We start from the raw sequence: 24,697 nt of genomic DNA, 5'->3' as shown, positions 1-24,697 counted from the left end.
TACGGGTGCCGGCCTCACGCCCGCGCCAGAAATGACGTCACCGCCTGAATCAGTTCCTGCTCCCACTCGTACCGGTTGAACGTGTGATCCGCCCCGTCAATGAGGTGCAGTTCCGCCTGATCCCCGTACACCTCCGCGCGGTATCGCCCGGAGACCGTACAGGGAATCGTTTCATCGGCGGTGCCGTGCACCAACAGCACCGGCCCCGGGTAGCCTTTGGCCTGCTCAAACGGTTCCACCGTCATGATGTCCTCGGCAAACGCGAGACCCACGAGGTTCCCGCCGTGATCAAATACACCGCGCGAGACATCCACCCCCGGAGAAGCAGCCATTTGGCGGACGAACTCCGGCATGCTGCCAGCGGGTGCCAACAACACCAAGCGGGCGATGTCCTGCGGACGGCGGGCGGAGACGAGGGTGGCGACCAGCCCACCCATGCTGAGGCCAATCAGGCTGACCGAGCGCGGGTTGACCTGCGGATGGGCGAGCACGTAATCCAGAATGGCGTTCGCTTCGGCGACTTCGCCCGAGAGCGTCATCTGCTCGAAGTCGCCATCGCTCTCCCCGCTCCCTGAGAAATCAAAGCGAAAACTCGCAATGCCCCGCTGCTCCAGAGCCCGCGAAATCTTCAGAAACATACGGTGCGGTTCCAGTTTGGTGCCGGTGAACCCGTGAAACAGAATGGCCGCCGGGACCGGTGTTGACGCGCCGTCCGGAATGTGTTCCATTCCACGCAGGGTGAGTCCCTGATGGACCAGGGCGATGGCCTGCTGCATGCAAGTCACTCCTTTGCTTCAGTGTGCCCTAGACAGTGCGCCGGGCGCTTGGGACAACTGTTGCAGCGCGGCGTGCACTGCGCGACTGAGCACGGTGTAGCCGATCTCGGTGGGATGAATACCGTCGTCACTGAGCAGTTCGTCCAGCGGCCCGCTGCGCTTGAACGCGGATCGGACATTGACCCAGCGAACCTCCAGTGCTTCAGCCAGTTCCTGCAGTGCTCGGTTGTATTGACTGTGCCAATAGTGAATTCCGCCGCACCGCGCAATCCAATGCGCGATGGCAGTCCCGTGCTTCTCGGAGATGGTGTGGTAGTAACGAACGGGTTGCAGGGGAATGAGGTTGAGCAACAGCGGGACGATTCCGCGAGTGCGCAAGGTGGTGAGCATGTTCGTCAGGTGTTTCAGGTATTCGGCCAACGGCACGACGGGTTCATGGTCGGCGTCGGGGCGTTCGGCGACTTCCGCCCAGCGAAAATCACAGTCGTTGCCGCCCACGCCGATGACCACGCAGTCGGGCTGATGCGACAGCACATCCGCCTCCATGCGCGCCGCCATCTTGCGGGAATTGTCATTGAACACTCCCGCGTTGACGACGGTTGCCCGCTCACCGAGCAGAGCCTGCAATTGCGCCGGATAGTGGTTGCGCAGGATGCGCAGCCGTCCGTTGGCACAGGATACCCCACGAGTCACGCTATCGCCGAAGCAGACAATTTTCACGGCTCGGACTCCTTCCGTGATGGCTCTGCCCTCAGTGTACCACGACCGGTTGCGGAATGACGTCATTTCCCTTTCGTCCGGTCGCCGAATTGCACCGCATCGTCCCGTCGTGGCCGGCCGCGCTCTCACGAAAAGAACCGGTGGATCCGCTCGTCCACCGGCTCATGTCGGGACCGCCAGGTGGTGCCGACGTCCGCCTGCGGTCACTGAATGTAGTTCTTCACCCGTTGATACACTTGCTCCGGAGACAGGCCGTCGCAGTTCACCACGGGGATGTCGGCGATGACGTCCTCCATGCCCATGACGTCTTTGTCTCCCCCCGTTATGCACATGCAAGCGGCCTGTTGCGCGACGGCGCTGCCGTCGTTGACCACATCCACCACATGGCATCCCTGCTGTTGCAGGTATTGTCTCACCGGTTCCAGTCCGCGCTCCACAGCGACAGGTTTCACGTTGTCGACCTCCCTGGAAAAATCCGAGTTCGACAATCAATGTCTCCGAAACCCGGCGCGCTTATGCGTCAGGACGTGGCCTCGGACCCCTTGTCCAGCGCGACAATACGCTGGCGGGCCGGCGCTACGACGCCTTCCGGATAGACCCGACGCACGGCCACGGTGATGATGGTGGCGACCAACGCCTTCAGGGTATCGCCAAACAGGTAGGGATAGCAGCCCAGCACCATGGCTTTGCCAAGGCTCATATGCGTCTTCGCTGCCAACCAGGGAACGCCGAGGAGATAACAGGCGAGCCCGCCAAACACCTCAATCACCACGAAGGTGAGTACCGAGCGCAGCACCATCCGCTCCGTCTTCACCGCCTTGAGCACCCACCCCGTCAACAACGCATTGAACGGCCAGGCCCAGATGTAGCCGCCGGTCGGCCCGAACAAGTGACCGACGCCGCCTTGCCCGTCAATCATGGGAACGCCGAGCAGGGTCAGAACGATGACCAGGACGATGCTGAGAAAGCCATAGCCGGGGCCGAGCAGGGCGCCGGCCAACATGGGTACAATGTTCTCGAGCACCACGGGCACCGGACTGCCGGGAACGGGAATTTGAATGAGACTAAAGACCGCCAACAGGGCGGCAAAGAGTGCACTGAACACGATGCCTCGCGTGAATTTCATTGCGTATTCGCCTCTCTTTTTGTTAACTTGTAATTGAATTCTGGTTAACAATTTCGAAGATAGCATACCGTGACGCGTTTGCAAAGATGGCCGGGAGGATGCATGGATATTCATATGGAGGGAAAACAACTGACGGTCGCGTATCGTCAGGGCGAACAACTGGTGTACGCACTGCGCGATGTGGACCTCACCGTGCCGCGCGGTCAATGGCTGGCCGTGGTGGGACAGAACGGCAGCGGCAAGTCGACCCTGGCGCGGGTGCTGGCGGGGCTCTGCCCGCTCTCGCGCGGCCAGTTGCGGATTGCCCCTCGCCGCGTGGGCATGGTCTTTCAAGATCCCAATGCCCAGTTGGTGGGCCAGACGGTCTGCGAAGACATCGCGTTTGGTCTGGAAAACATCGGCGTACCGTGGTCGGACTTCCCGCGCCGCGCACAGGCGGCGCTGCGGCGCGTGGGCCTGGACGTACCGCTGCATACCCCGGTGGAGGTGTTGTCAGGCGGCCAGAAACAGCTCTTGTGCGTGGCTTCGACGCTCGCCATGGAGCCCGCTGCCGTGGTGTTCGATGAAGTGACGGCGATGCAGAGCCCGCGCCTGCGCGAACACCTGTTGCAGTTGGCGGACGCCCTTCGCCGAAGCGGCGTCACCATTATCTGGGTCACGCAGTTTCTCGAAGAGCTGATTCCCGCCGATGCGGTGCTCGCCCTGGCCACGGGACGGGTGGCGTACCACGGCGAGGTGCGGGCATTTTTCCGCCGGCAGACGGAAGTCCCCGAAGACTCAAAAGCCCAAAGTCCCTGTGAACGGTTGGGCCTCATCCCGCCGTTCATCGTTCAGACCGCCCATCATCTGCAGGATGCCGGACTGCCGTTGGACCCCCTCCCCCTGACTGCGGAAGAACTGGCGGAGGCGGTGGCCAACGCATGAGTATTTCCCTGGTGAACCTGTGCGTCGATGCGGATGGGGGGCAGCGTATCCTCACCGATATCACCGTCGATTTTCCGACAGGAGCCATCACTCTCGTCATCGGCGCGCCGGGCAGCGGAAAATCCACTCTTCTTCAGACGCTGGCCGGTCTGCTGCCCGTCGCGTCGGGACGCATCGAGGTCGATGGAACGCCGCTCTGGAATGGACGATCCCCGAACAAAGCCGCGCTGCTGCAGCTCGGCATGGTCTTTCAGCATCCGGAGGATCAGCTGTTCTGCGCCACGGTTGAAAAGGAGCTGCGGTACTCGCTCCGCCCGTACCACCTGCCCGACACAGCCGCGAGCGCTGCCATCCGGAACAGCCTGGCGGCGGTCGACCTGCCGGACGAGATGCTCCATCGCTTCCCGCTCACCCTCAGTGGTGGACAGAAGCGGAGGGTGGCCCTGGCTTGCACGTGGGCGCCAGAGCCCCGATGGCTGCTTTTGGATGAGCCGACCGCCGGGATCGATCCGCGCGCGTCCGCCCACCTGCTGCAGGTTCTCGCAGAACGACGCCGAGGCCGCGCCGATGGGGGCGCTGTGATTGCCACACACGACCTGAATCCGCTGCTGCCGTTGGCAGATTGGGTGTTGGTGCTGTATGAAGGACGCCTCATCTTCGCCGGAACGCCGGAAACACTGGTGGAACGGCCGGAGGTACTCGAGTTGGCCGAGGTCGGATTGCCGACGGCGTTGACGGTGGCGCAGGCCCTGCAGGCACGGGGTATCACCCTGGGTAGCACGCCCTTGACCCCCAGGGCCGTTGCGGCAGAATTGATGCGCGCGCGAAACCAGGCGCGCTCCCCCGCCACGCAGCCGCCGGCCGCTGCAAGCCGTCCCACGGCTGACGTCGCCACTCACCTTCCGGCGCCCATCCCGCCGGCCGCCGAAAATATTCCCTCGCAGGAATCTCGGGCGGCGGCGTGGTTGACAGCGTTGGACATGCGGGCCAAGTGGTTGAGCTACCTGGTGCTGTCGATGACCCTTCTGACACTGCACACCGTTGCCGGCCTGGTGGCGGGTTATGTGATCACGCTCGGGATTTTGTGGCGAGCGCGGGTTCCAGGGCGACACTTCGGGATTCTGCGGCCGGTTCTGGTGCTGCTCGGTTTGACCGTCATCCTGAGTGGTTTGCGCTGGACCGGCGGCAACGCACTCCACCTCGGTTATTCCGCTGCCAACGGATGGCGCACGGCGCTGTCTTTGGCACCGGTGTTGCCGGTGGTCGCACTCGGCATCCCGCTCGCCCAAACCTCATCCGCACTGGATGTAAAGCGCGGATTGGAGCGGCTGTGGATTTGGAAGCGGCGGCCGCCGCTGGTGGAATCACTGCTGCTCGGTGCTGCACTGACGCTGCGGTTCATTCCGTTGATGTGGGAGCAGTGGCGAAGATTTGCGAAGATGGTGCAGGCCCGCGGAAAGTCTGCGACACGTCCGGGACGGATGCGGATGCGGGATGTTCCGGCGGTGGCGATTCCGCTGATTTTGTCCATCCTGCATCTGGGAGATACGCTGGCGACCGCGCTGGAGGCGCGGGGATACCGGGATGACAACCCCATTCGGACGAGACCTCCGAAGGCCCGCTGGACTCGGCGGGAATGGTCGGTGGTGGGCGGATGTCTGGCGGTTTGTTGCGCGCTTTGGTGGTTCGGCCATGCGGAGGCCTTCTCCTCCGCTGTGGGATGATTGCGCGACCGCGGGCGGTACGGAGCCGCCCGGCGTGCCGTCCTCGCCGCTCAGAGCGTTTCGTCCGCGGCGCTCAGTTGGTTGAATAGGGCGTCGCACCGGTTTGCCGCCGTAAAGTCGGCCGCGGTCAGTCCCCCGGCGTGCCAACTGGTGTAGCGAAGCGTGACCACTTTGTAATCGATGGCGATGAACGGATGGTGCTGCATGGCTTCGGCCATCTCCGCAACCCCGTTGGCGAAGGCCATTGCCTGACGGAAAGAGGGAAAGCGAAATCGCCGCACAATCATTTTCTCCTCCAGTTTCCAGTCCGGTACGGTGGACAACGCCTCTCTCACCTGCTCGGACGTGTACTTCTCCATCACAAATCCTCCCTCGCCTCTGGACACCGTTCCGTCCCCGCCGATGCCGCGTTCGACGGCAATCGGGCGCCCGCAGCCTCTGCGGCAGACGGTTTACCGCGCACATTGACCAACACAACGCCCGCGATGGCCACCGCGCCGCCAACGAGCGACATCCAGGTGGGCACTTCGCCGAGCCACAACCAACTGATAAAGATGGCGAGAATCGGATTGATGTACAGGGCACTGGCGACCCCCGCAGCGCGTCCGCCGGACAACGCCACCGCCCAGGCCACGTAGGCAACCGCAGCCGGGAACACCCCTATGTAAACGCCCGACCAGGTGGCGGTCGCCGTGGCGTGAATGAGATCATGCCAGAACCCGGGGAGAAACACGAGCATTGGAACAGTCCCCACCCAGGTGAAGTAGGCCGTGAGGTCGATGGCGGAATAGCGCGCGAACAGCGGCTTCTGAAATACGAAAAAAATCGATGTGAACAGCGCGGACAGCAAAATCAGTAGCGCGCCGCGCGTGAATCCTTGCTCTCCCCCCTGCCCGAAGGTGATGAGCGCAATCCCCGCAAATCCGAGCAGCATGCCGAGCCAGCCCAGTCTTGACAGCCGTTCGCCCAACACCACGCTGGCAATCAACGCAGTGATGGCCGGCGCCGCGGCAATCAACAGGCTGGCTGTCCCCGCGGGAACCGTCAATTCACCAAACGTGAGGGCGATGTGGTACACCGTGATACCGCACAACCCCATCGCGATGATTCTCGGCCAATCGCGCAGCGTCGGCCACCGCATGCGACGCACGAGCGCGTACAGCACAAACACCATCGACGCGCTCAGAAATCTCAGCAACACCAGATGTCCCGGCGAATACCCGCCCATCAAGCCGGCTCGAATTCCGGCAAAAGCGGACGACCAAAAGAGCAAGGTCACCGCCACCGCTACCCACGTTTTCCACTGCACGTTTCAGCACCCCCAAGAAGCTGACTCTATCATAGCGCGAGTGAGCGGCGTTGTGGGAATATTTTGTCGCCGGCCATCGGTGGGGGCTCCGCCTGCCCGGACATTCTTGTGGCACGACGGCAACGTCAGGCGTCTCCGCGCTCTGACCTCGATGATATGCGCGGCGATGCGGCGAATTACTGCAATCCCAGGTGATGAACGAGTTGCAGCGACAGAAAGAACAGGAGGACACCAACGATGAGCACGTAGAGGAGCCGCGGATGCTCGCGCAGATGAAGCGACGGAATCAGGCCCGTTGTCGATATGAAGATGAACGTGCCGGTGGCGAGCGCGGTAATGATATGCACCAACGGCAGGTCGAATTGCCCGGCCCAGAGCGTGAGCACCGCGCCCACCAGGGTCGACAACGCCAACCCAGACGCACTCGCAAACGCCGTTCTACGCGATTCTCCCGCCGCCAAACTCAACGTGGCCATCGTGAACCCCTCGGGAATTTTGTGCAGCGTGATGGCGATGAACATCAGGACGCCCGCGCCCGTATTGGTGGCAAACGCGCCCGCGATAATCACCCCGTCCATGAACGTGTGCACCACCATGCCGAAAAACGTGACCAAAGCCGACTGGCGCGTGAGCACGGACGCCCCGGATGTTGGTTGGTCTGGGGCCGGTGCGGCGCCCAACCCGCTGGAATTCGCCATCGCGCCGCCCTCGGCCGCCAGAACCGGTTCCGCATGACCGTGTGGGTGCGGATGATGTCCGCCCATCTGCTGCAACAGGAGCATACCCAAGTAGCCCAGCACCACCAATGCCGGTGCCAGGTTTGGCAATCCCGACAACGCATCGGGCAATCTATCCATGAATGTGGCGCCAATCAGGAACCCCGCCCCAAGCGCCGTCAGCCAGGCAATCTGGCGAGCGGAGAACCGCCGCACGACGGTGATGACACCACCCAGCACATCGGCAAACGCTGCCGCTACACACAACAACACAGCTAATAATCCAGATGAAACCACGCACAGGTCCTCCTCGGACGTTCCGCCACAAGCCATCGACAGGATAGGGATTGGCCAGGGCATATCTTTGTAGAAAATAATTTTCTACAAAGAATCTACTGGGCGGGAGCCGGACTGTCAACCCCCCCTCCCGCACCGGTGTCCATCCGGACTTGTGTTCCACACCGGCGTGGAGACGTGTGAGATCTTGCGAAACACCGACTGGTTCGCCGAGAGGAATTGCCCCGTCGTTCGCGAACTACACCTGCAATGTCGGTCGTGAAACGGCATACGTCGTCGCGATGGGGGTTTAGTGAGAATGAACGTGTTTGTCACAGGGGGAACCGGTTACATCGGGCAGCCCCTGGTCCGTGCACTGATTCGCAGAGGACACCACGTGGTCGCGTGGCAGCGCACAGGCAGTCCGCGCCCGCTTGCGATACCGGGGGTGCGAGTGGTCGAAGGAGATCTGTTCAACGTCTCCGCGCTCACACAGGGCATGCGCGACTGTGAGGCGGTGGTGCACTTGGTCGGCATTCTGCGCGAAATGCCTCGCAAAGGCGCAACGATGCAGCGAATCCACGTGGACGCCACCGAGGCGGTGCTGACAGCGGCCGCGGCGTCCGGGATCACCGCATTCAGTCATATGAGCGCACTCGGCGCTCGCCCGACGGCAGTATCCACGTACCACCGGAGCAAATGGGCCGCAGAGGAATTGGTTCGGCAAAGCGGGATCCCCTACACCATATTTCGCCCGTCCGTGGTGTTTGGCAACGGCGGACCCGGTCCCAACTTCGTGAACCAACTCGCTCAACTAATTCGAACATTTCCGTGGGTTCCCGTGATTGGCGACGGCCGATACATGCTGCAGCCGGTGGCCATGGACACCGTGGTCGACGCGTTCCTTCAATCCGTACAGACCCCGCGCCTTCGAACCTATGACCTCGGAGGCCTGGAGGTGTTGAGCTACCTGGACATTCTTCATCGAATTGCGGATCACCTCGGCAAGCGCTTGCGGACCATGACCGTTCCGACGCGGCTGATGACGGCACTCATCCCGATGCTGCAACACATCCCCGGCTTTCCGCTGACAGAAGATCAGTTGATCATGCTTCTCGAAGGCAACATCTGCGCCGATGCCACAGCGGTGTACCGCGACTTTCGCCTCGAGGCACGTCCATTCCGCGTGGAATGATGAAGGAAGCGAGACGGTCAGGCGCAACACTGCGATATCATGTATCAATATTCACCGCATTTCATGTTTTGAAATATCCAAATTGGGGGTCAGATCATGCGCACAGGGAATTTTCTGTTTGTCACCGGTGTTTTGATCATCATTGTTGAAGTCATTGGCGCTTTCGTCAATCTAATTTATGCCAGTTCAACTCACCAAGTAGCGATTGCAGGTAGTGCATGGATATCCAATTTAGCGAGCCCTTTCTTTCAGGGAGGTACTTTAATGGGGCTGGGTAAAATCATTGAATTGCTTTGTAGACGATAAGTCTTTGATGAGTGTTTGATATACATGTTCCATCTTTACTCTCCCTCGCTGCAGGACGCTGCAGCGATTATCGCACCATCCACGATGACAAATCGCGATACCATGGCGATGGCTACCACAGCAGTGTCAAGAATGACCGTGAACAAGAGGTAGCGTGTCAACTGATACCCCGATGCACGAATTTATCCCGTGCCCGGTGGACAGTCCGCGATCATGGCCAGGCTGCCCCCCGCGTAGTGATAGGTTGTGAGGTAGTGATGCACTGTCGGTTCATTCCTTTACAAACCGATTGAACGCCCTTCGTGTCTTTTCAATTGGCTCTTTTCGCAAAGATTGCTGCTTTAAAGTGCGTGTCCGAAAAGCCTTCCGAATGAGTTATGAGGGCGTAAAACACAGCAATTCACTTTCCTCTTATGGGTATTCATTCCTTGGAAACCAGGTGGAGTGGTCGGTATCCACAAGCGGTAACGATAGACAGCTTAGGATAGACATTAGTGCAATAGGTCCCTGCGAGGTGGAGACTGCCACCGAGTGCTTGCGGTAGCCGACGAAAAAACGATTCTGGTTCACCTTGTTTCGCTGAGCTGCATAGGCGGCATCTGGGTCGGAAAAGGTCTTCTCACAACTACAGGTGGATTTGTCTTCACAATGGCAGCGTTTCTTCTTGTAGCCGTTCACATTGGCGTAGATGGGGCGTGAATCCATGGCGGCCAAGGCATCCTGAATAAATCCCTCAATTTGCACGGACTGGCGGACGAACTCGTCCCGGATTTTCTCAAAGAGCTCCGGTCCGACCTTATTACGAAAGTCGCTCAGGCTTTGGTGAGATGGTACTTTGGCCGGATTGTGTACACCAATGAAGTTGCGCCAGGCTTGGTTCTTCGGGTCCCGCAATTGTTTACACAACTGGCGGAACGACGTGATCTCGGGTCTGGTGAAGTACAGGTAGTGCATCCGGAAATAGGCCACTGGGGATGTGGGCTTGCGGCCGGTCTTCTCATACAGAGGACCCATCAGATGCTCCAGGAACGAATCATCCATGTGGACCACGTAATCAATCCGTGCAGGATCGAAGCCGAGCATGTTATACTCGGCATATGGAAGCAGGTCCAACTGCAATTCTATGGAAAACGCACCTTCAGAACCGGTAAATTATTTGTTTTGGTCAACTACAATTTTACCAATTCTACGGTTAGGTGCGTTTTGCTATTCACCCCAAATCAACGGCTTTTCGGACACGCTCTGAAAAGCTCCTCCCCGTACAGCTCCTCCGTGATGGTGGCGATTTTCCTTGTAGATACGCCGTTGATAACCATCTCTACCGGCGCCAGCAACAGGGCTTGCTCACTGCGTTGATACGAGCAAGCAGCTCTGTAGAGAACTTCCCGTTGCGCAGCCGTGGGTCCCGCAATACCAGGGGACCGACACGGGGCGTAATGCGGTGGGGGCGAGTACCGTTCCGATAGCCCTGACGATCCTCGGAGCGCTCGTAAGGCTCCGCATTCAACTGTTCTGTGACCTGGGCCTGGAGGACCTGGTTCAGCACCTGCTCCAATAACCCAGCCGCCCCCTGATCCCGAGAAAATAGGCCTTTCAGAACCTCATCGGACAGGGTAATGTTATATTGTGCCATCTCGCCTACCTCACAGTAGATTGGTTATCTGCAAACGCATTCTACCAGAGAGGGGGTGGCACTTCGCATTATATCACCCAGCCTGCCGGATGATTTTACACCAAATTATATGGGCTCAACTCATGACACACGCTGAGCAGAGGCACGTCGAATCTAACAGTTGTCGTTGATTAAAACTGAGCATAAGTTTAAAATGATTGAAAGGTTTGGAAATCAACACAAGGGAGGGTTAATCCTGTGAAGAAAAATGCCTTACTGGCAACAGCATTTGTTGCAGGTGCGTTGTTTGTCTCACCGGTGACGTCAGCCTATGCTGCAAGCGCGCCGAGTGCCCCGATTAGTTCGTTAAACACCCCTGTTCCAGTACACTCTCAAACTAACGTATCTGGCATGAATCCAAATGCAACAACACCACCCACACAATGGTGGAATCTGAATGCAAGTCCAGGTGTCCGAACAGGAATATATACCAATTATTTCTTTACCCCTCCTTCGTCTGGAACATTGTATCTTAATCAAACGGTTAATGGTACTGCAGGACAGGAGTTTGTCGTAGAACTTCTGGACTATACAGAAGGTGGAGCTATCGTATACTCAAACGTAGTTGCAGACAATACATCAACTACGATCACCTGGCCATACCTAAACACTGCACATCATTACGAGGTTTGGTGGGCTCCGGAGAATAGTAATTACCCCATTTCTGGTAGTTTCGAGGTTTATGAGTAAATGAAAACGGAAATGGCAAATAACATGACAGTGCGACACAACAAATCGAGACTAGTGTGGTTGGCAATTGGTGCATGCTGTCTATTGGTTATGTGCATCCTGCTAGTTTCAAAGGTGCTTTCTGGATATCAGTATACAAACCTCATAAGTACCAACAGTGTTGAAGAGCGTTCCGAAATCGAGAAGGCCTTAAAAGATGCACATATACCTTGGAAAGTAAATGGGTCATTCATAGAAGTACCCTCACACTATAAGGATAAGGCAAATCTTGTTGTAGCAATGTCAGGACATACAAAACAGGGTCAAATACAAACAAACACAAAACGTTGAAATCCATGTGACAACGGACGCCCGACGGACTCACCCCCGAAGGGCGTTCTTCGTACGAAGTTGCACCGTAGAACAGTGCGATAGTCAGCGTCTATCAAACTTGGTATAAATCATGCGAGATTCCAATTAGGGACTGCTGAACGATTGAAAATCCCTTGTAGGACAAGGGTTCTGCGCGTCTGATGTCGAAATCAGGTGCATGGATTTTCGGTGATACCCCTCAAAAATCGTGCACATGAGGTGGAAGGTTTTGTATCGTTCGTCTGAGCGTCAAATCCTGTTGCCGGATGATTTCTTCTTGCCGTTTGGTGGGAAGTTGAATAAAGAGAATCGTTGGGTCAAGCTTGCGCAGATGATTCCATGGTAATTAATGGATCATCGCCAAACAGGATCAACAAGGCGATTCAAATGATACAGACGACGATCAGAACTCTCCTTCAGAGAAAGAAGCTTCACCCAGTACGCCAGAATCTGCAGAGCGTCCGACCAACCATGGCAAGCTTCTGTTGGATGCTACATGTGCACCGGCGGACATTGCCTATCCAACGGATCTCTCCTTGCTTAACGAGGCACGCGAGAAGCTCGAACAGATGATCGATGTGATGCATTCCGTGCGGGAATCTGACAAACAAAAACCGCGCACATACCGAGAGAAGGCACGCAAGGCATACCTGACGGTGGCGAAGCAGCGACGTGTGAGCCCACGTGTACTTCGCAAGGCCATTGGCAAGCAGCTACGCTTTGTGGCACGAGACCTTCGCATCATCGCCATGCTGCGTGACGAGGTTGGTTTGCAAGCGTTGAATCGCCGACAACATCGTGACTTGTTGGTGATTCACGAGCTGTATCGTCAGCAGGAAGAAATGTACCGCAAACGAACACACCGCATCGAAGATCGAATCGTGAGTATCTCGCAGCCCCACGTGCGACCCATGGTGCGTGGCAGGGCACGGGCGAATGTCGAGTTTGGCGCGAAAGCGGCCATCAGCCTCGTGGGCGGATACGCACGGATTGAGCATGTGAGTTGGGATGGGTTCCATGAGGGCCTCACATTGAAAGATGCGGTGGAGGCCTACTATGAACGCCACGGCTGCTATCCAGAGGCCGTGCTAGCGGATAAGGCGTATCGAAACCGAGAGAACTTGCGTTACTGCAAGGAACGCGGGATTCGCTTGAGCGGTCCACCACTGGGTCGTCCCTCGAAGGCAGAACGCGCGGAACAAGTCAAACTGGAAAGACAGGACGCGGCGGAACGCAATGCAATTGAAGGAAAGTTCGGCGAAGGCAAGCGCCTGTATGGGCTTGGCTTGATTCGAACACGTCTTAAATCAACAAGCGAAACGATCATCGCGATGCCGTTGCTGGTGATGAACCTGGAGCGGCGGCTCCGCTTCCTTATGTGCGTGTTTCTTGGATGGCTGTTGCAAAACGATTCGGCTGTCGCTTTGGACGGTGTGTGAACCGTTCAGCAGTCCCTCATTATGGATATTTATTTAGACGGCTCAAGAGCAACAAGCTATACGAAAAGAACCTTTCAATTAGACCCCACTAACTATTGACCAACACTTTAACTAACTGCTAAGATGGTATCGCATTGAAAGTTGACTTTAGAAGTCAACTTTTAGTTCGTGACCAACCGTGGTCGGTAACAAGGAGGTCCCCTCGTGAAACATCGCGCGCTGAAGACCGGTCTCGTGTGTTTGGGCGGCGCACTGCTCATTGCCGTATTGGTCTGGCAGGCCATCACCGCCGCTGGTAGCCCCGACCCCACCGCCAGTGGCGTATCGCCAGTGGCAGGCATGATTGATACTGCCGTCCTCGTGTACCGCGAAGGACTGGAGTGCATTCTGGTGCTGTCGGCGATTGTGGCGGGTCTCGTGCGTACGCAGCAGGCGTATTGGCGCCCCATCTCCCAAGGTGCCGGTATCGGTTTTGGTGCGACGCTTGTCACCTGGTTCATCCTGGTCGGCATTCTGAACCTGGCGGCGAGCACCACGTCCGAGGCCAACATCCAGGCTGCGACGGGCTTGCTGGCAATTATCGTATTGCTGATTGTGATGAATTGGTTTTTCCACCGTATTTATTGGACAGGATGGATCTCGTTTCACAATCGCAAAAAGAAGGAACTCATCCAGTCTGTGGAATCGGCTGACGACGGTCAGTTGGAGACGGTCAAGTCCATGGCCTACAAGGGCCTCATCCTGCTTGGCTTCGCCTCCGTGTATCGGGAAGGGTTTGAGGTGGATCTGTTTCTGCAGAGCATTCGGCTGCAGGTCGGTACCTGGGTTGTGGTCCTGGGCACTGCATTCGCACTGATTTTGGTGGCCATCACCGGTTATTTCACATTCATCGCGCATCAAAAATTGCCGTATAAGAGAATGCTGGTCTTCACCGGCATCATGCTCGGCGTGGTCTTCGAGATCATGGTGGGCGAACAGGTCAACGAAATGCAGGCAGCGGGATGGATTCCCACCCACACGTTCCCGGTCAACATCCCGGCCTGGGCGGGGACCTGGTTCTCCGTATTCAACAACTGGGAGACTGTGATTGCGCAGATTGCCGCCGCCGTCTTTGTGATTGGGTCGTTCTACGCGGCGCAAATGGAGCGATTCAAGCCGCGGCGGAAAGCCGTTCGGCCGAACAGCGCGCGGGTGACCGAATAGTCCTGCGCATCCTCGTGAGACCATCCACCTCGCACCCGAGTCCGGGGCAGGTTCGATGGTCCTTCTTTTAGTCTGTGGCGGTGTCCCACCGAAACCGGGGCGTTGACGGCTTGCCCGTGCCACGCCCCGGTTTCCAAGGTTGGGTCGCTTGCTTACGGCGCCTTGCTTGCCAATTCCCGGATTTGCTGCAGGTGATGGTGCACGTGGTTGACGAACCCCTGCACCACATCCGTCAGCGTCACCGGATTGCCATTCGGATGGATGCCCGTCTTCTGCCAGTCCGCTGCATCCACTCGCCTGAGCACCACCGCGTTGCTGTACAAAACGGCCCGAATGGTGCTGAGAATATCGGCCACCTGGCCTTGGTTGGCCTTCAGGCACTCCACCCAGGCATCCTGATTCACGGAGGGAAGCTCTGCCCCTGGTTCTGAGATCAACTTGCGAATGCGGAATGCCTGCGCCAATGTGTGATCTTCCAAGTGCGACAAGATTTCCAGTATGCTCCATTTGCCAGGCGCCGGCTTCCAGCGCAATTGGGTGTCCGCCAACCCTGCCACCGCTGCGGACGCCTCGTCCGCCAGGCGCTCATACGCCCGCGTATCCACGTACTGCTGCGTCATCCAACTCATCCTTTCAATATCTGACCATCCGTCAAGAGATGTGGGCGAAGTCCAGGGCTTCGCGCAACAATTCATAAGAATGAACCCGCTGCCGGAAATTCTGAATCACATTCACCACAATGAACTCTTCAATCTGGGTGCGCCGCTGAATGTCCAACAATCGCTGCTGAACAGTGGCCTTCGAACCATGGATGATGTGGGCGTCCCTGACTTCAATCGTGTAATCCTCCTCTGCTTGACGCCCAAACTCGTTCGCCTGTTCGATGGATCCCACCGTCACCGACCGCCCACTGGCCAACCGCACCTTGATGTTCTTGACATCTCCGGCCAGGGCCGCCGCCTCCGCGTCCGTGTCCGCGACGATGGCGGAGAGCGCCAGCAGGAAGGACGGGGGCTGTGGCGATATCGCCTCCAGCGCGGAGCGGTACGCGGCCAACGCCGCCTCCAGTTCGCGTTCGTCACCATTGATGAACAGCGCGAACACGTAGGGAAGGCCGAGATTCGCCGCGAGCTTGGCGCTGCCGGCGCTGGCGCCGAGCAGGTACATCTCCGGAGGGGTGGGGGGCTGTGGCGTCACTTTTACACCGTGCCAGGGATGGTGCGGATCTAGTTCTGCGTACAGGAACTGCTGGAGTTGCACCAGCTTGTCTTCCAGCGGTGTGGCCTCATCCACCACGTCCTGCTGCAGGGCTCTGGTGGATTTCGGCAACCCGCCCGGCGCCCGGCCAATGCCAAGATCCACCCGCCCCGGCGCCAGCGCGGCCAGCACGCTGAACGTTTCCGCCACCTTGTACGGGCTGTAGTGCTGTAGCATCACCCCGCCGGAACCCACGCGAATGGTCTCTGTTTTTGCCAACAGATGGGCAATGAGCACCTCCGGCGCGGAACCGGCCAGTCTGTCCGAATCGTGGTGCTCCGCCACCCAAAATCGGTGATACCCGAGCGCCTCCGCCACCTGAGCCAGTTCAATGGTGTGCTGAAACGCTGTGACAGCGTCTTCGCCCTCGAATATGGGACTTTGGTCAAGAATGCTCAATCGCAGTGTCACACAGTTCCCTCCCCGAGTGTGGTCTCTCCCTTGGTTAGACACGGGCTTGCGCGGTGGCGCGCGTGTATCGGTTCTCTGGAAACGGCAGCCCCAAATTCCCTCGCAGGGTGTCGCTGTCGTATTCCGTGCGGAACAGGCCGCGGGCCTGGAGGATGGGGATGACCTCGTCCACGAATTGTTCCAATCCATTGGGCACGGCCGCGCTCACCATGAACCCGTCCGCCGCTCCTGCCTCGAACCACAACTGCATCCGATCCGCAATCTGCACGGGCGTCCCAATGAACGCGGTCCGGGGCGTCGCCACCTGCAGCGCCACCTGGCGCAGCGTCAGCCCCTTTTCCCGAGCCTGCTGCTTGATCCAGTCGGTCGTCCCCTGGAAGCTGTTGCGTCCCAGTTCGCCGATATCAGGGAAGGGTTCGTCCAGGGCATACTGGGAGAAATCGTGATGCTCGAAAAAGCGCCCCAGGTAATCCAGCGCGTTCTCAATGGTCACGAGATTGGCCACCTGCTCGTACTTCTGCTCCGCCTCCTCCACCGTTTTCCCCAAAATCGGCGCGATGCCCGGAAAAATCAGCACGTTATCTGGATTTCTCCCGAATTCGGATGCCCGCCGCTTCACGTCCCGGTAAAACGCCATCGCGTCTTCCAGACGCTCGTGCCCCGTGAACACCGCGTCCGCTTGTTGTGCCGCAAAGTTTCTGCCGACCTCTGACGAACCTGCCTGGAAAATGACGGGCTGGCCCTGCTTGGAGCGCGCGATGTTGAGCGGCCCCTTGACTGAGAAGAAACGTCCCTCGTGATTCAGGGGATGCATCTTGGCCGGATGGAAGAACACCCCGGACGCCTTGTCGCGCACGAAGGCGTCGTCCTCCCAGGAATCCCAGAGCCCGCGCGTCACCTCCAAGAACTCTTCAGCAATCTCATAGCGCAGGTCGTGGTCCGGATGCGCCTTTCGGCCATAGTTCAGAGCGGAGCCCTCGAGTGGGGAGGTCACCACGTTCCATCCCGCCCGTCCGCCGCTGATCATGTCCAGAGAACCAAACTGCCGGGCCACCGTGAACGGTTCGCTGTAGGTGGTGGATACCGTCCCGACCAAGCCAATGTGCTGGCTGACGGCTGCCAAAGCGCTGAGAATGGTGATGGGTTCAAAGCGGTTGAGGAAATGCGGGAGGGATTTCTCGGTGATGTACAGCCCGTCCGCGATAAAGACGAGATCCATCTTGCCCGCTTCCGCTTTGCGAACCCACTTCTTATAAAGTTCAAAGTTCACGCTGGCGTCGGGAATGGCGTCCGGGTGCCGCCACAAAGACGTGCTGCTGCCGACGCCGTGCAGCATGGCGCCAAGTTTCAACTGTCTGCCGTTGGTCATCTTGAATCGCTCCTTTTGCGCTGGTTTCCTCCGTCGGGCCTGCGCCTGCTCAGCGCCCGGCACCGGTCCATGCGTCCGCCATCCCGTAGGTGAGGCGTTGGAGAAATTGCCGCGTCCGCTCTTCCCGCGGATTGGTAAACAACTGACCGGGCGCTCCCTCCTCCACAATGACCCCTTCATCCATGAACACCACGCGCTGGGCCACCTCGCGGGCAAAGCCCATTTCATGGGTCACAATGAGCATGGTGATGCCCTGCTCGGCGATGGCGCGAATCACCGCCAACACCTCGCCCACCAACTCCGGGTCCAGCGCGGACGTCGGCTCGTCAAACAGGATGATCTCGGGGTTCAGCGCCAGCGCCCGGGCGATGCCCACCCGCTGCTGCTGTCCCCCCGACAGCCGGCTCGGATAGGCGTCCAGCTTGTCGCCCAGCCCCACCAGCTCAAGCAGTTCCACGCTGCGCTGGCGCGCCTCCGCCTTCGGCCACTTCTTGACCACAACGAGACCCTCCATGACGTTTTCCAGCGCGGTTTTGTGCCGGAACAGGTTGTAGTGTTGAAACACCATCGCCGTCTTTTGCCGCAGTTGGTGAATCTCGCGCTTGCTCGCGCGCCGGCAGTCCACCGTGTCCGCGCCGATGGTGATGCTGCCCGCGTCCGGATGTTCCAAATAGTTGATGCAGCGCAGCAGCGTAGTCTTGCCCGATCCGCTCGGGCCGAGAATGACAACCACCTCGCCGGAGTGCACCATCAGGTCAATGCCCTTGAGCACCGCATGCCGGCCGAATGACTTTGTAATCCCAGACAACTGAATCACGCGACCCCACCTCGGTTGTACAGATTCACCCGCCGTTCGAGCAGCCCGGCGGATGTTTCAATGAGCACGGTGATCCCCCAGAAGATCACTGCCGCCGCAAGATATGACTCTAGAAATTTCCAATTGGTGGAGGCCACGATTTGGGCCTTTGCCATGACTTCCACCACGGGCACCGTGAACGCCAAGGTCGATCCGTGGAGCATGCCAATCACTGTATTCGAGAAATTCGGAATACTGGCCGCGAGCGCTTGGGGAAGCACCACCCGGCGCAACGCCTGCGGTTTGGTCATGCCAATGGACAATGCGGCCTCCATCTGCCCCCGGTCAATGGCCAACAGGCCAGAACGGATGACTTCGGACAGATATGCGCTCGCCGTGATGGAAAACGACAGGCATACGAAATCAATCACCGGAATGGCAGCCGACTTGAATCCCCACCCCAGCCGGTGGGACAGCCCGTCTATCAACAAGGGCAGACCGTTGTAAATCAGCAGCAGATGCACCAGCATGGGCGTGCCGCGAATGAACGTGACGTACCAGATGGCGATGGAACTGAGCACAGGCACGGAGAAAATCCGCACCAGCGCGATGGCCATCCCAATCACAAAACCGCAGAGGACGGAGACGCCGGTGATGAGCAACGTTGTCGGAACGGAGAACAGCAGTTGGACGAACGCATTCAGAATGAAGGACACGTCGATGCTCATACGCCCGTACCTGCTTTCTCCAGTCCCAAGCCAGCGCGCAGTTTGCGGTAGGCCGCCTTTCGCCCGAGGAAGCCCACCGGCAGTGGCGCGTCCGACCGCTCGTCATGCGAGAGCCGACGTTCCCAGAGGGTGAACAGTTTCTCCAGCGTCAAACTGATGGCCAGATAAATGAACGCGAGAGAGATGTACGCCTCAGTGAAATGTTGCGTAATCGTCCCCAGGGATTGCGCCTTGCCCGTCAGTTCCATCACGCCCAGAGAAAAAGCGAGGGAGGTGTCCTTCAACAGAGCAATCACCAGATTCGCGAAAACAGGCACAGCAATGGTCAAAGCCTGTGGCAGGACAATGCGCGAAAACGCCTGGTATCCCGTCATGCCAATGGCGTGCGCCGCCTCCACCTGGCCCCTGTCCACCGCCGTCACCGAGGCCCGGATGGCCTCGGAAAAGAAGGCGCCGCTGTTGAGGCCGTACGTGACAATGACAAAATCGAGCACCGGGTACCTGGAGATGTCCACCCCAAATGAACGCACCAGTTCAGGCAAACCGTAGTAGAACAAGAATAGTTGAATCAGAATCGGCGTGCCCCGGACAAAGGAGATGTACAGTTGCGAGAGCCGCTGCAGCACGGGCACTTGGTACAAGCGGGGCAAAGCAACCACCAGCCCCACCACCAGTCCCAGGCCGATGGAGCCAGCCACAATCAGCAAAGTCACGCCGAGCGTGGACAACAATTTCGGAAAGAACGAGAACACGTAGGTGATATCAAACGGCGCCATGGGACAATCTCACCTTTCTGATGAACTCCGCTCAACCTCGACCGCGTTCCCCATCAACTGTGCTGCGGAATATTTTTTGTGAAGTCGGATCCCAGCCACTGAATGCTCAGCTTGGACAGGGTGCCGTTGGCGATGAGCTTCTGCAGGGCCTGATCCACTTCATTCGCCAACTTCTGTTCAGCGGGGTCATTCTTGCGAAACACGAAATCTACTGGAGACACCGCCAACGCAGCCCCCGTGCTCGTGAGTTTGTGCTCTGGGTCTATCAACGGCAGAGAAAAGTCGGCCCCGAGCGAGGCGACCACCCGCCCCGACGTGATTTCGCTGACCGTATCGTTGGCATTGCCGTTCTCGTACACAATGTCAATCTTCTTGCTGTGGGTTTGATTGTAGTTCTGCAGGATGTCGGCCTCCGCCGTGGTGGCGGTGGTCAGAACCTTCTTGCCCACGAGGTCGTCGAGCGAATGGATGCTGTTGTTTCCCTTGGCGACAATGATTTTCGTCTGCCAGTAGGCGTACGGCACTTTGTTGAAGAGGTACTTCTGCTGCCGCTCCGGATTGATCTCCATCTCGTTGGCAATCATGTCAATCTTGTGCGTCTGCAGACTCAGCAGCAGGTTTGCGAAATCCATCGTCTGAAACTTGAATTGATAATCGGGCAACAGCTGGTCGATGTCGCGCACCAACTCAATGTCAAAGCCCGTCAGCTTTCCGTTTTCGTCATAGTACGTGACTTTCGGGAAATTCGGACTCGTGCCCACAACCACCGTCTGCACGGCGGCGGCTTTGCCCTCCTGTCCACCGGACTGGGACGCCGTGTTTCCAGCGGCCGTTCCGCAACCGGCCACGGTCAGGGCCAACAGGCCCGCGGCCATCCATGTGTGCATCGTTTTCATCGAATTCACTCTCCACAGCGTTGATATGGGCGGGAAATGGAGCCACAGACCGCGCGCAGTGCGCTGTGTATTGCCTCTATCTGTCCTGACCTGGTGCCGCCGGCAGATCTTTTTGATACGCCAACACCTCGTCCCAGTCTCCGCTGAACCGTTCCGTCCGCCGGTAACCCACGCGCTCGTACAGCGCCGCCGCCTCCGGCTGCTTCGGACCGGTTTGCAGTTTGATCCGGGTGTACCGAAACGCAAGCGCCAGCCGATCCATCTCCGCCAAGATGGCCTTGGCCACCCCTTTGCGACGAAACGCTGGCCGCGTGTACATCCGCTTCACTTCGACGGTGGTTTCATCCAGCGGTCGCAGCGCACCGCAGCCGACCGGATATCCGTCAATCCTTGCAACAATGAACGCGGAACGCGGCACTTCGACATCCTCCGGTCGAAATCCGGCTGAACCGTCCGTCTCCTCGTACAACGCGGCCAATTCCAGAGTGAGTTCGCGGATCAATTGCTGTGCGTCCTCCGTGCGCACATCTTCCACCGCCGCAATCACCGTTCCATCCATCGTCTTTGCCATACTCGCTTCCCCCCGGCCTGTTTTATAAAAAAAAGACACAAACGTGAGCGCTAGTACGCGACTCAGGCTTGTGTCTCCGGTTTTCCGGTCGACGACTATTTATATAGGATTTATAGGGATTGAGCAAAGGTTACTACGGAATGTTGTCTGTGTCAACTGGATCCAGCCCCGACATGACATCATGATAAATGCAAATTAAATATATCTATTTACTCTGATTAGAAGCGGTTTTCACACTGGACGGAGTACACTATGCCTATCGAACCACCGGCATGAGATAGGAGGTTGACCCATGACGTCCCATCGAGATTCCCGGGAATTTGTGATTGAGCAGATTCTGCACGCACTGAACGGTTTGGAGTACGGCTCGGTCAACATTGTGGTGCACGACGGGCAGATTGTGCAGATAGACCGCCTGGAGAAGCGCAGATTCGGCGCCGCCACAACTGCAAAACCGGTGCGGCCAGCCCAAAAGGCGCTGGGCAAGTAATCGCCCGACAGGGGACAACGCCGCGCGCCCATCCGTCGGAGCACTGCGGAAAGGTCAACACCACCCCTTTTCCCGCGCAATGCGGATGGCGTCCGCGCGGCCTCATCACCACTGCGTGCGCTAGGTTGCCTGTCCAGCGAACTGGGCTTCGTACAACTCGCGGTACAGCGGACTGGTTTCCAGCAGTTCCCCGTGCCGTCCCTGGGCCACCACGCGGCCCTGATGGAGCAGTACAATGTTGTCGGCCGTGAGAATGGTGGACAGCCGGTGGGCGATGACAATGGCCGTGCGCCCCTCCATCAACACTTGCAGAGCCTCCTGAATCTGTCGCTCAACGAGTGTATCCAGCGCACTGGTGGCCTCGTCCAGCAGCACGATGCGCGGTGCACGCAGCAACACGCGCGCGATGGCCAACCGCTGCCGTTCGCCGCCGGATAGTCGATAACCGCGTTCTCCCACCACGGTGTCGTAGCCATCGGGCAGTCCAACAATCATGTCATGGATCTGCGCCGCCCGGCAGGCCGCCTCCATCTCTTCGCGGGTTGCGTCCGGCTTGGCGAAGCGCAGGTTGTTTGAAATGGTGTCGTGAAAGAAAAACGGATCCTGCGGCACGAGCCCCATCTGACTGCGCAGCGAAGCCAGCGTCAGCGATTTGCTGTCATGGCCGTCAACGAGGATGCGGCCAGCGAGCGGATCGGAAAAGCGCGGAATTAAGTGAAGCAGCGTGGTTTTGCCCGCACCGCTCGGCCCAACCAAGGCCACCATCTGACCGGGTTCAATGCGCAGATTGACGTCGCAAAGCACGAGACGAGGATCCGCGGGCGAAGTGGACGGATAGGCGAAGGACACGTCCTCCAACTGAATCCGCCCAGAGACGCTGCCCGCCGCGAGGACGACGGGGCCGTCCTGAACTTCCGGCTCGATGTCGAGCAGCGCGAAGATGCGGCGAAACAGGGCGATGGAGGAAAGCAGGTTCACCTGTAGCTGCGCCAATTGGCTGAGCGGTCCGTAGAGCCGGCCGAGCAGGCCGGTGAAAGCCACAATGGTGCCCAGGTGCATCTCGCGGTGGATGACCAACCAGCCACCGTAGCCCCAGAGCAGCGCGGGACCGATGGACGAGAACATGCCCAGCCACATGAACAGCCAGCGCCCCACCAACGACTGCCTCACCTGCAGGTTGCGCAGTTCCCGGTTGACCTCGGAAAACTTCTCAATTTCTGTTCGTTCGCGGTTGAAGATGCGCGTCAACAGCGCACCGCTTACACCAAACTGTTCACTTAAGTGAACCGTCAAGGTCGATAATTTCTGTTGAATCTGGCTCTGCAGCCGCTGCCGAATGCCGCCGGCGCGCTGCGTCGGCAACACGAAGGCTGGAACCACCAGCAGCGAGAGAATCGCCATCTTCCAATTCATTTCAAACATCAGAGCGAGGGTTGTGAGAATCACCAAGACATTGCTGGCAAACCCCATCAGGGTGGACGTGATCACGTTCTGGATGGCTGACACATCGTTCATGACGCGTGAGACGAGATCCCCCGCCTGCCTCGTGGTGAAAAAACTCACGGTCTGACGTTGAATATGACGGAACAAGGCCAGTCGAAAATCGGCCATCACGTCCTGGGCCACGGAGTTGCTGAGCCAGGTCTGAACCACGCCGAGCAGGCCGGTCACCAGCGCCACCGCGATGAGCGTGGCCGTCAGCCAGACCACGATGTCAGCACGCCCTTTCAGGATGCCGTCGTCAATGATGTGCTGCGTCAACCAGGCGGGCAGCGTCCCTCCGGCGGATGTGGCCAACAGCAGCACGGAGACCATCAACGCCCTCCGCCAATAGGGGATGAACGCGGTGGATGCCCGCCGGATAATGGCCCAATCCAGATGCTCCTGTTTGGCCAGCTCGCGCAGCTCCCAGCGGCTGACGCCGCGGTGTCCGCCACCATGGCCACCGCCAAAACCCATTCCCGTCATCATTGTCTCCTCACCACCGCCTCCAAGTATACCGCACCGCCCGCGAACGCAGGTGAAGGTGAGGAGCAACGACGCGCAACGCGCGGACGGCATGGAGACGGATGGTCAGCCCGCCGATACGGTCATTCATGGGCAGTGGCCAGCAATACATCGACCGCCGAGCGGATGAACTCGTCATGGACTTCCTTCCTCCGGCAAACGACCCACAATTGGTTGCTCACAATCCGGTCGGAGATCTGAAGGGCTTGAATTCTCTTCGCGTCCTCTGCGGATCTGCACAGGTAGGTGGGGAGAACGCTGACCCCAGCGCCTTGTTCAACCAACTGCAGAATGCATCGCAAGTCGGGAACAATGGCTTTCGGCCGTATCCCCGGACGTTTCCCAAAGATGCATTGCCAATAGCGGCGGATGATGGGCAATTCCGAGCCGTATGCAATCCAGGGTAATGTCACGAGCCAGTCGTGGATGCGACGCAAATCTGATGTCTGTGGAATCGTCCACGTCGGACTCAGATACAAAGCAAACTGTTCTTCGTACAACGGAATATACTGAACGCCTTCATCGCTCAGCCGCTGTGTGGCAATGACGATATCCAATTCGCCGTTTTTCAAACTGGCCAGCAGATCTTTTGTCAACCCAAAGTCGATCCGCACCCTCCAGGGCGCTCCGGCAACCCCGCGAATGCACCGTTCATGAAAATACGTGTACGGCGCGCCGAGCCGCAACGTGGGCCCATGCTCTGGATGATGGCGCTTGCTCGTGCGCTCCAGCCTGTCCACAGCTTCCGCGATGGACACGTACAATTCCTTACCGGCTTCGGTCGGAACCACTTTTCTCGGACTGCGGATGAACAAAGATGCCCCCAGTTCCCTTTCGAGTGCCTGCATCTGCTGAGAGACTGCAGGTTGGGTCAACTGCCGTTCTTGGGCAGCGGCCGACATGGATTCCGTGCGATACACCGCCACGAAGGTTCGATACCATTCAAAGTTTATCATAAATGAATTTATG

General features: G+C 58.5%; 26 protein-coding genes and 2 pseudogenes. 9 read left to right on the top strand and 19 right to left on the bottom strand.

Features of this window, described 5'->3' with window-relative positions; genetic code table 11:
* Positions 1-14: 14 nt before the first annotated feature.
* The 4 genes from G463_RS0101105 to G463_RS17990 form a co-directional block, all read right to left on the bottom strand.
* A complete protein-coding gene (locus G463_RS0101105; RefSeq protein ID WP_026973730.1) occupies positions 15-776 on the bottom strand; it encodes an alpha/beta hydrolase in 762 nt (253 codons plus the stop codon).
* Positions 777-794: 18 nt separating this feature from the next.
* Positions 795-1,496 carry an SGNH/GDSL hydrolase family protein gene (locus G463_RS0101100; RefSeq protein ID WP_026973729.1) on the bottom strand — a complete coding sequence of 234 codons (702 nt, stop codon included), beginning with the start codon at positions 1,494-1,496 and terminating at the stop codon, positions 795-797.
* A 203-nt stretch (positions 1,497-1,699) separates the two neighbouring features.
* Positions 1,700-1,948 (bottom strand): YkuS family protein, encoded by a 249-nt coding sequence (locus G463_RS0101090; RefSeq protein WP_026973728.1) that lies wholly within the window; start codon positions 1,946-1,948, stop codon positions 1,700-1,702.
* Positions 1,949-2,016: 68 nt separating this feature from the next.
* Positions 2,017-2,622 (bottom strand): biotin transporter BioY, encoded by a 606-nt coding sequence (locus G463_RS17990; RefSeq protein ID WP_035484861.1) that lies wholly within the window; start codon positions 2,620-2,622, stop codon positions 2,017-2,019.
* Between the two features lie 102 nt (positions 2,623-2,724).
* Between G463_RS17990 and G463_RS17985 the strand changes: the two genes are divergently transcribed.
* Entirely contained in the window at positions 2,725-3,546 is an 822-nt protein-coding gene (locus G463_RS17985; protein WP_051321757.1) for an ATP-binding cassette domain-containing protein, read from the top strand.
* Positions 3,543-5,270 carry an ATP-binding cassette domain-containing protein gene (locus tag G463_RS21450; RefSeq protein ID WP_051321756.1) on the top strand — a complete coding sequence of 576 codons (1,728 nt, stop codon included), beginning with the start codon at positions 3,543-3,545 and terminating at the stop codon, positions 5,268-5,270. The genes G463_RS17985 and G463_RS21450 overlap by 4 nt, the downstream gene beginning before the upstream one ends.
* 50 nt (positions 5,271-5,320) lie before the next feature.
* Here the strand turns inward: G463_RS21450 and G463_RS17975 are convergent, their stop codons facing one another.
* From G463_RS17975 to G463_RS0101060, 3 genes are all read right to left on the bottom strand, one after another.
* Positions 5,321-5,629 (bottom strand): 4a-hydroxytetrahydrobiopterin dehydratase, encoded by a 309-nt coding sequence (locus G463_RS17975; RefSeq protein WP_026973727.1) that lies wholly within the window; start codon positions 5,627-5,629, stop codon positions 5,321-5,323.
* A complete protein-coding gene (locus G463_RS17970) occupies positions 5,629-6,579 on the bottom strand; it encodes a DMT family transporter (protein WP_051321755.1) in 951 nt (316 codons plus the stop codon). The genes G463_RS17975 and G463_RS17970 overlap by 1 nt, the downstream gene beginning before the upstream one ends.
* A gap of 176 nt (positions 6,580-6,755) precedes the next feature.
* A complete protein-coding gene (locus G463_RS0101060; RefSeq protein ID WP_169725398.1) occupies positions 6,756-7,592 on the bottom strand; it encodes a ZIP family metal transporter in 837 nt (278 codons plus the stop codon).
* Between the two features lie 298 nt (positions 7,593-7,890).
* Between G463_RS0101060 and G463_RS17965 the strand changes: the two genes are divergently transcribed.
* Both G463_RS17965 and G463_RS22670 read left to right on the top strand, forming a co-directional pair.
* A complete protein-coding gene (locus tag G463_RS17965) occupies positions 7,891-8,766 on the top strand; it encodes an NAD-dependent epimerase/dehydratase family protein (protein ID WP_035484859.1) in 876 nt (291 codons plus the stop codon).
* Positions 8,767-8,862: 96 nt separating this feature from the next.
* Complete coding sequence (locus G463_RS22670) at positions 8,863-9,072, top strand: hypothetical protein (RefSeq protein WP_026973725.1); 210 nt, start codon at positions 8,863-8,865, stop codon at positions 9,070-9,072.
* Positions 9,073-9,483: 411 nt separating this feature from the next.
* Here G463_RS22670 and G463_RS0101045 read toward each other — a convergent pair whose 3' ends face one another.
* Positions 9,484-10,191, bottom strand: coding sequence for a transposase (locus G463_RS0101045; RefSeq protein WP_026973724.1), 708 nt, complete (start codon positions 10,189-10,191; stop codon positions 9,484-9,486).
* Positions 10,192-10,310: 119 nt separating this feature from the next.
* A pseudogene (locus G463_RS0101040) lies at positions 10,311-10,705 on the bottom strand (transposase); the annotation flags it as partial.
* A gap of 237 nt (positions 10,706-10,942) precedes the next feature.
* Between G463_RS0101040 and G463_RS22665 the strand changes: the two are divergent.
* The 4 genes and pseudogenes from G463_RS22665 to G463_RS0101030 all read left to right on the top strand — a co-directional run bounded on the left by G463_RS22665 (position 10,943) and on the right by G463_RS0101030 (position 14,427).
* Positions 10,943-11,434, top strand: coding sequence for a hypothetical protein (locus G463_RS22665; protein WP_156900035.1), 492 nt, complete (start codon positions 10,943-10,945; stop codon positions 11,432-11,434).
* On the top strand, positions 11,435-11,764 hold the full coding sequence (locus tag G463_RS23955; protein WP_084171103.1) for a hypothetical protein: 330 nt from the start codon (positions 11,435-11,437) through the stop codon (positions 11,762-11,764).
* Between the two features lie 250 nt (positions 11,765-12,014).
* Positions 12,015-13,224 (top strand): annotated as a pseudogene (locus tag G463_RS17960) (transposase).
* Positions 13,225-13,428: 204 nt separating this feature from the next.
* Entirely contained in the window at positions 13,429-14,427 is a 999-nt protein-coding gene (locus tag G463_RS0101030; protein WP_051321754.1) for an FTR1 family iron permease, read from the top strand.
* A 152-nt stretch (positions 14,428-14,579) separates the two neighbouring features.
* On the opposite strand, the gene G463_RS0101025 is transcribed toward G463_RS0101030, so the two are convergent.
* The 8 genes from G463_RS0101025 to G463_RS17950 all read right to left on the bottom strand — a co-directional run bounded on the left by G463_RS0101025 (position 14,580) and on the right by G463_RS17950 (position 21,231).
* The gene (locus G463_RS0101025) at positions 14,580-15,047 is read right to left on the bottom strand and encodes a DinB family protein (protein WP_051321753.1); all 468 of its coding nucleotides are present in this window, start codon (positions 15,045-15,047) and stop codon (positions 14,580-14,582) included.
* A 31-nt stretch (positions 15,048-15,078) separates the two neighbouring features.
* On the bottom strand, positions 15,079-16,095 hold the full coding sequence (locus G463_RS0101020) for an LLM class flavin-dependent oxidoreductase (protein WP_026973720.1): 1,017 nt from the start codon (positions 16,093-16,095) through the stop codon (positions 15,079-15,081).
* A 34-nt stretch (positions 16,096-16,129) separates the two neighbouring features.
* Positions 16,130-17,464 (bottom strand): LLM class flavin-dependent oxidoreductase, encoded by a 1,335-nt coding sequence (locus G463_RS0101015; RefSeq protein ID WP_026973719.1) that lies wholly within the window; start codon positions 17,462-17,464, stop codon positions 16,130-16,132.
* Between the two features lie 49 nt (positions 17,465-17,513).
* Positions 17,514-18,281, bottom strand: a complete 768-nt coding sequence (locus G463_RS17955) for an amino acid ABC transporter ATP-binding protein (RefSeq protein ID WP_051321752.1) — start codon at positions 18,279-18,281, stop codon at positions 17,514-17,516.
* Positions 18,278-18,988 carry an amino acid ABC transporter permease gene (locus G463_RS0101005; RefSeq protein WP_026973718.1) on the bottom strand — a complete coding sequence of 237 codons (711 nt, stop codon included), beginning with the start codon at positions 18,986-18,988 and terminating at the stop codon, positions 18,278-18,280. Before G463_RS0101005 ends, G463_RS17955 begins: the two co-directional genes overlap by 4 nt.
* Entirely contained in the window at positions 18,985-19,764 is a 780-nt protein-coding gene (locus G463_RS0101000; RefSeq protein ID WP_026973717.1) for an amino acid ABC transporter permease, read from the bottom strand. Before G463_RS0101000 ends, G463_RS0101005 begins: the two co-directional genes overlap by 4 nt.
* 53 nt (positions 19,765-19,817) lie before the next feature.
* Positions 19,818-20,660 (bottom strand): transporter substrate-binding domain-containing protein, encoded by an 843-nt coding sequence (locus G463_RS0100995; protein ID WP_051321751.1) that lies wholly within the window; start codon positions 20,658-20,660, stop codon positions 19,818-19,820.
* Positions 20,661-20,736: 76 nt separating this feature from the next.
* Positions 20,737-21,231: a GNAT family N-acetyltransferase gene (locus tag G463_RS17950; protein ID WP_051321750.1), complete on the bottom strand. Its 495-nt coding sequence runs from the start codon at positions 21,229-21,231 to the stop codon at positions 20,737-20,739.
* Positions 21,232-21,523: 292 nt separating this feature from the next.
* Here G463_RS17950 and G463_RS17945 point away from each other — a divergent pair, with 292 nt between their 5' ends.
* Positions 21,524-21,721 carry a YezD family protein gene (locus tag G463_RS17945; RefSeq protein WP_035484853.1) on the top strand — a complete coding sequence of 66 codons (198 nt, stop codon included), beginning with the start codon at positions 21,524-21,526 and terminating at the stop codon, positions 21,719-21,721.
* A 120-nt stretch (positions 21,722-21,841) separates the two neighbouring features.
* Here the strand turns inward: G463_RS17945 and G463_RS0100980 are convergent, their stop codons facing one another.
* The gene (locus tag G463_RS0100980; RefSeq protein WP_051321749.1) at positions 21,842-23,689 is read right to left on the bottom strand and encodes an ABC transporter ATP-binding protein; all 1,848 of its coding nucleotides are present in this window, start codon (positions 23,687-23,689) and stop codon (positions 21,842-21,844) included.
* A gap of 122 nt (positions 23,690-23,811) precedes the next feature.
* Positions 23,812-24,684, bottom strand: a complete 873-nt coding sequence (locus G463_RS0100975) for a LysR family transcriptional regulator (RefSeq protein WP_026973714.1) — start codon at positions 24,682-24,684, stop codon at positions 23,812-23,814.
* Positions 24,685-24,697: the final 13 nt, after the last annotated feature.

The sequence above is a fragment of the Alicyclobacillus contaminans DSM 17975 genome (assembly GCF_000429525.1).
Classification (GTDB): domain Bacteria; phylum Bacillota; class Bacilli; order Alicyclobacillales; family Alicyclobacillaceae; genus Alicyclobacillus_A; species Alicyclobacillus_A contaminans.
The sequence above is the reverse complement of the archived record's forward strand: the minus strand, read 5'-3'. Positions and strand labels throughout refer to the sequence as shown.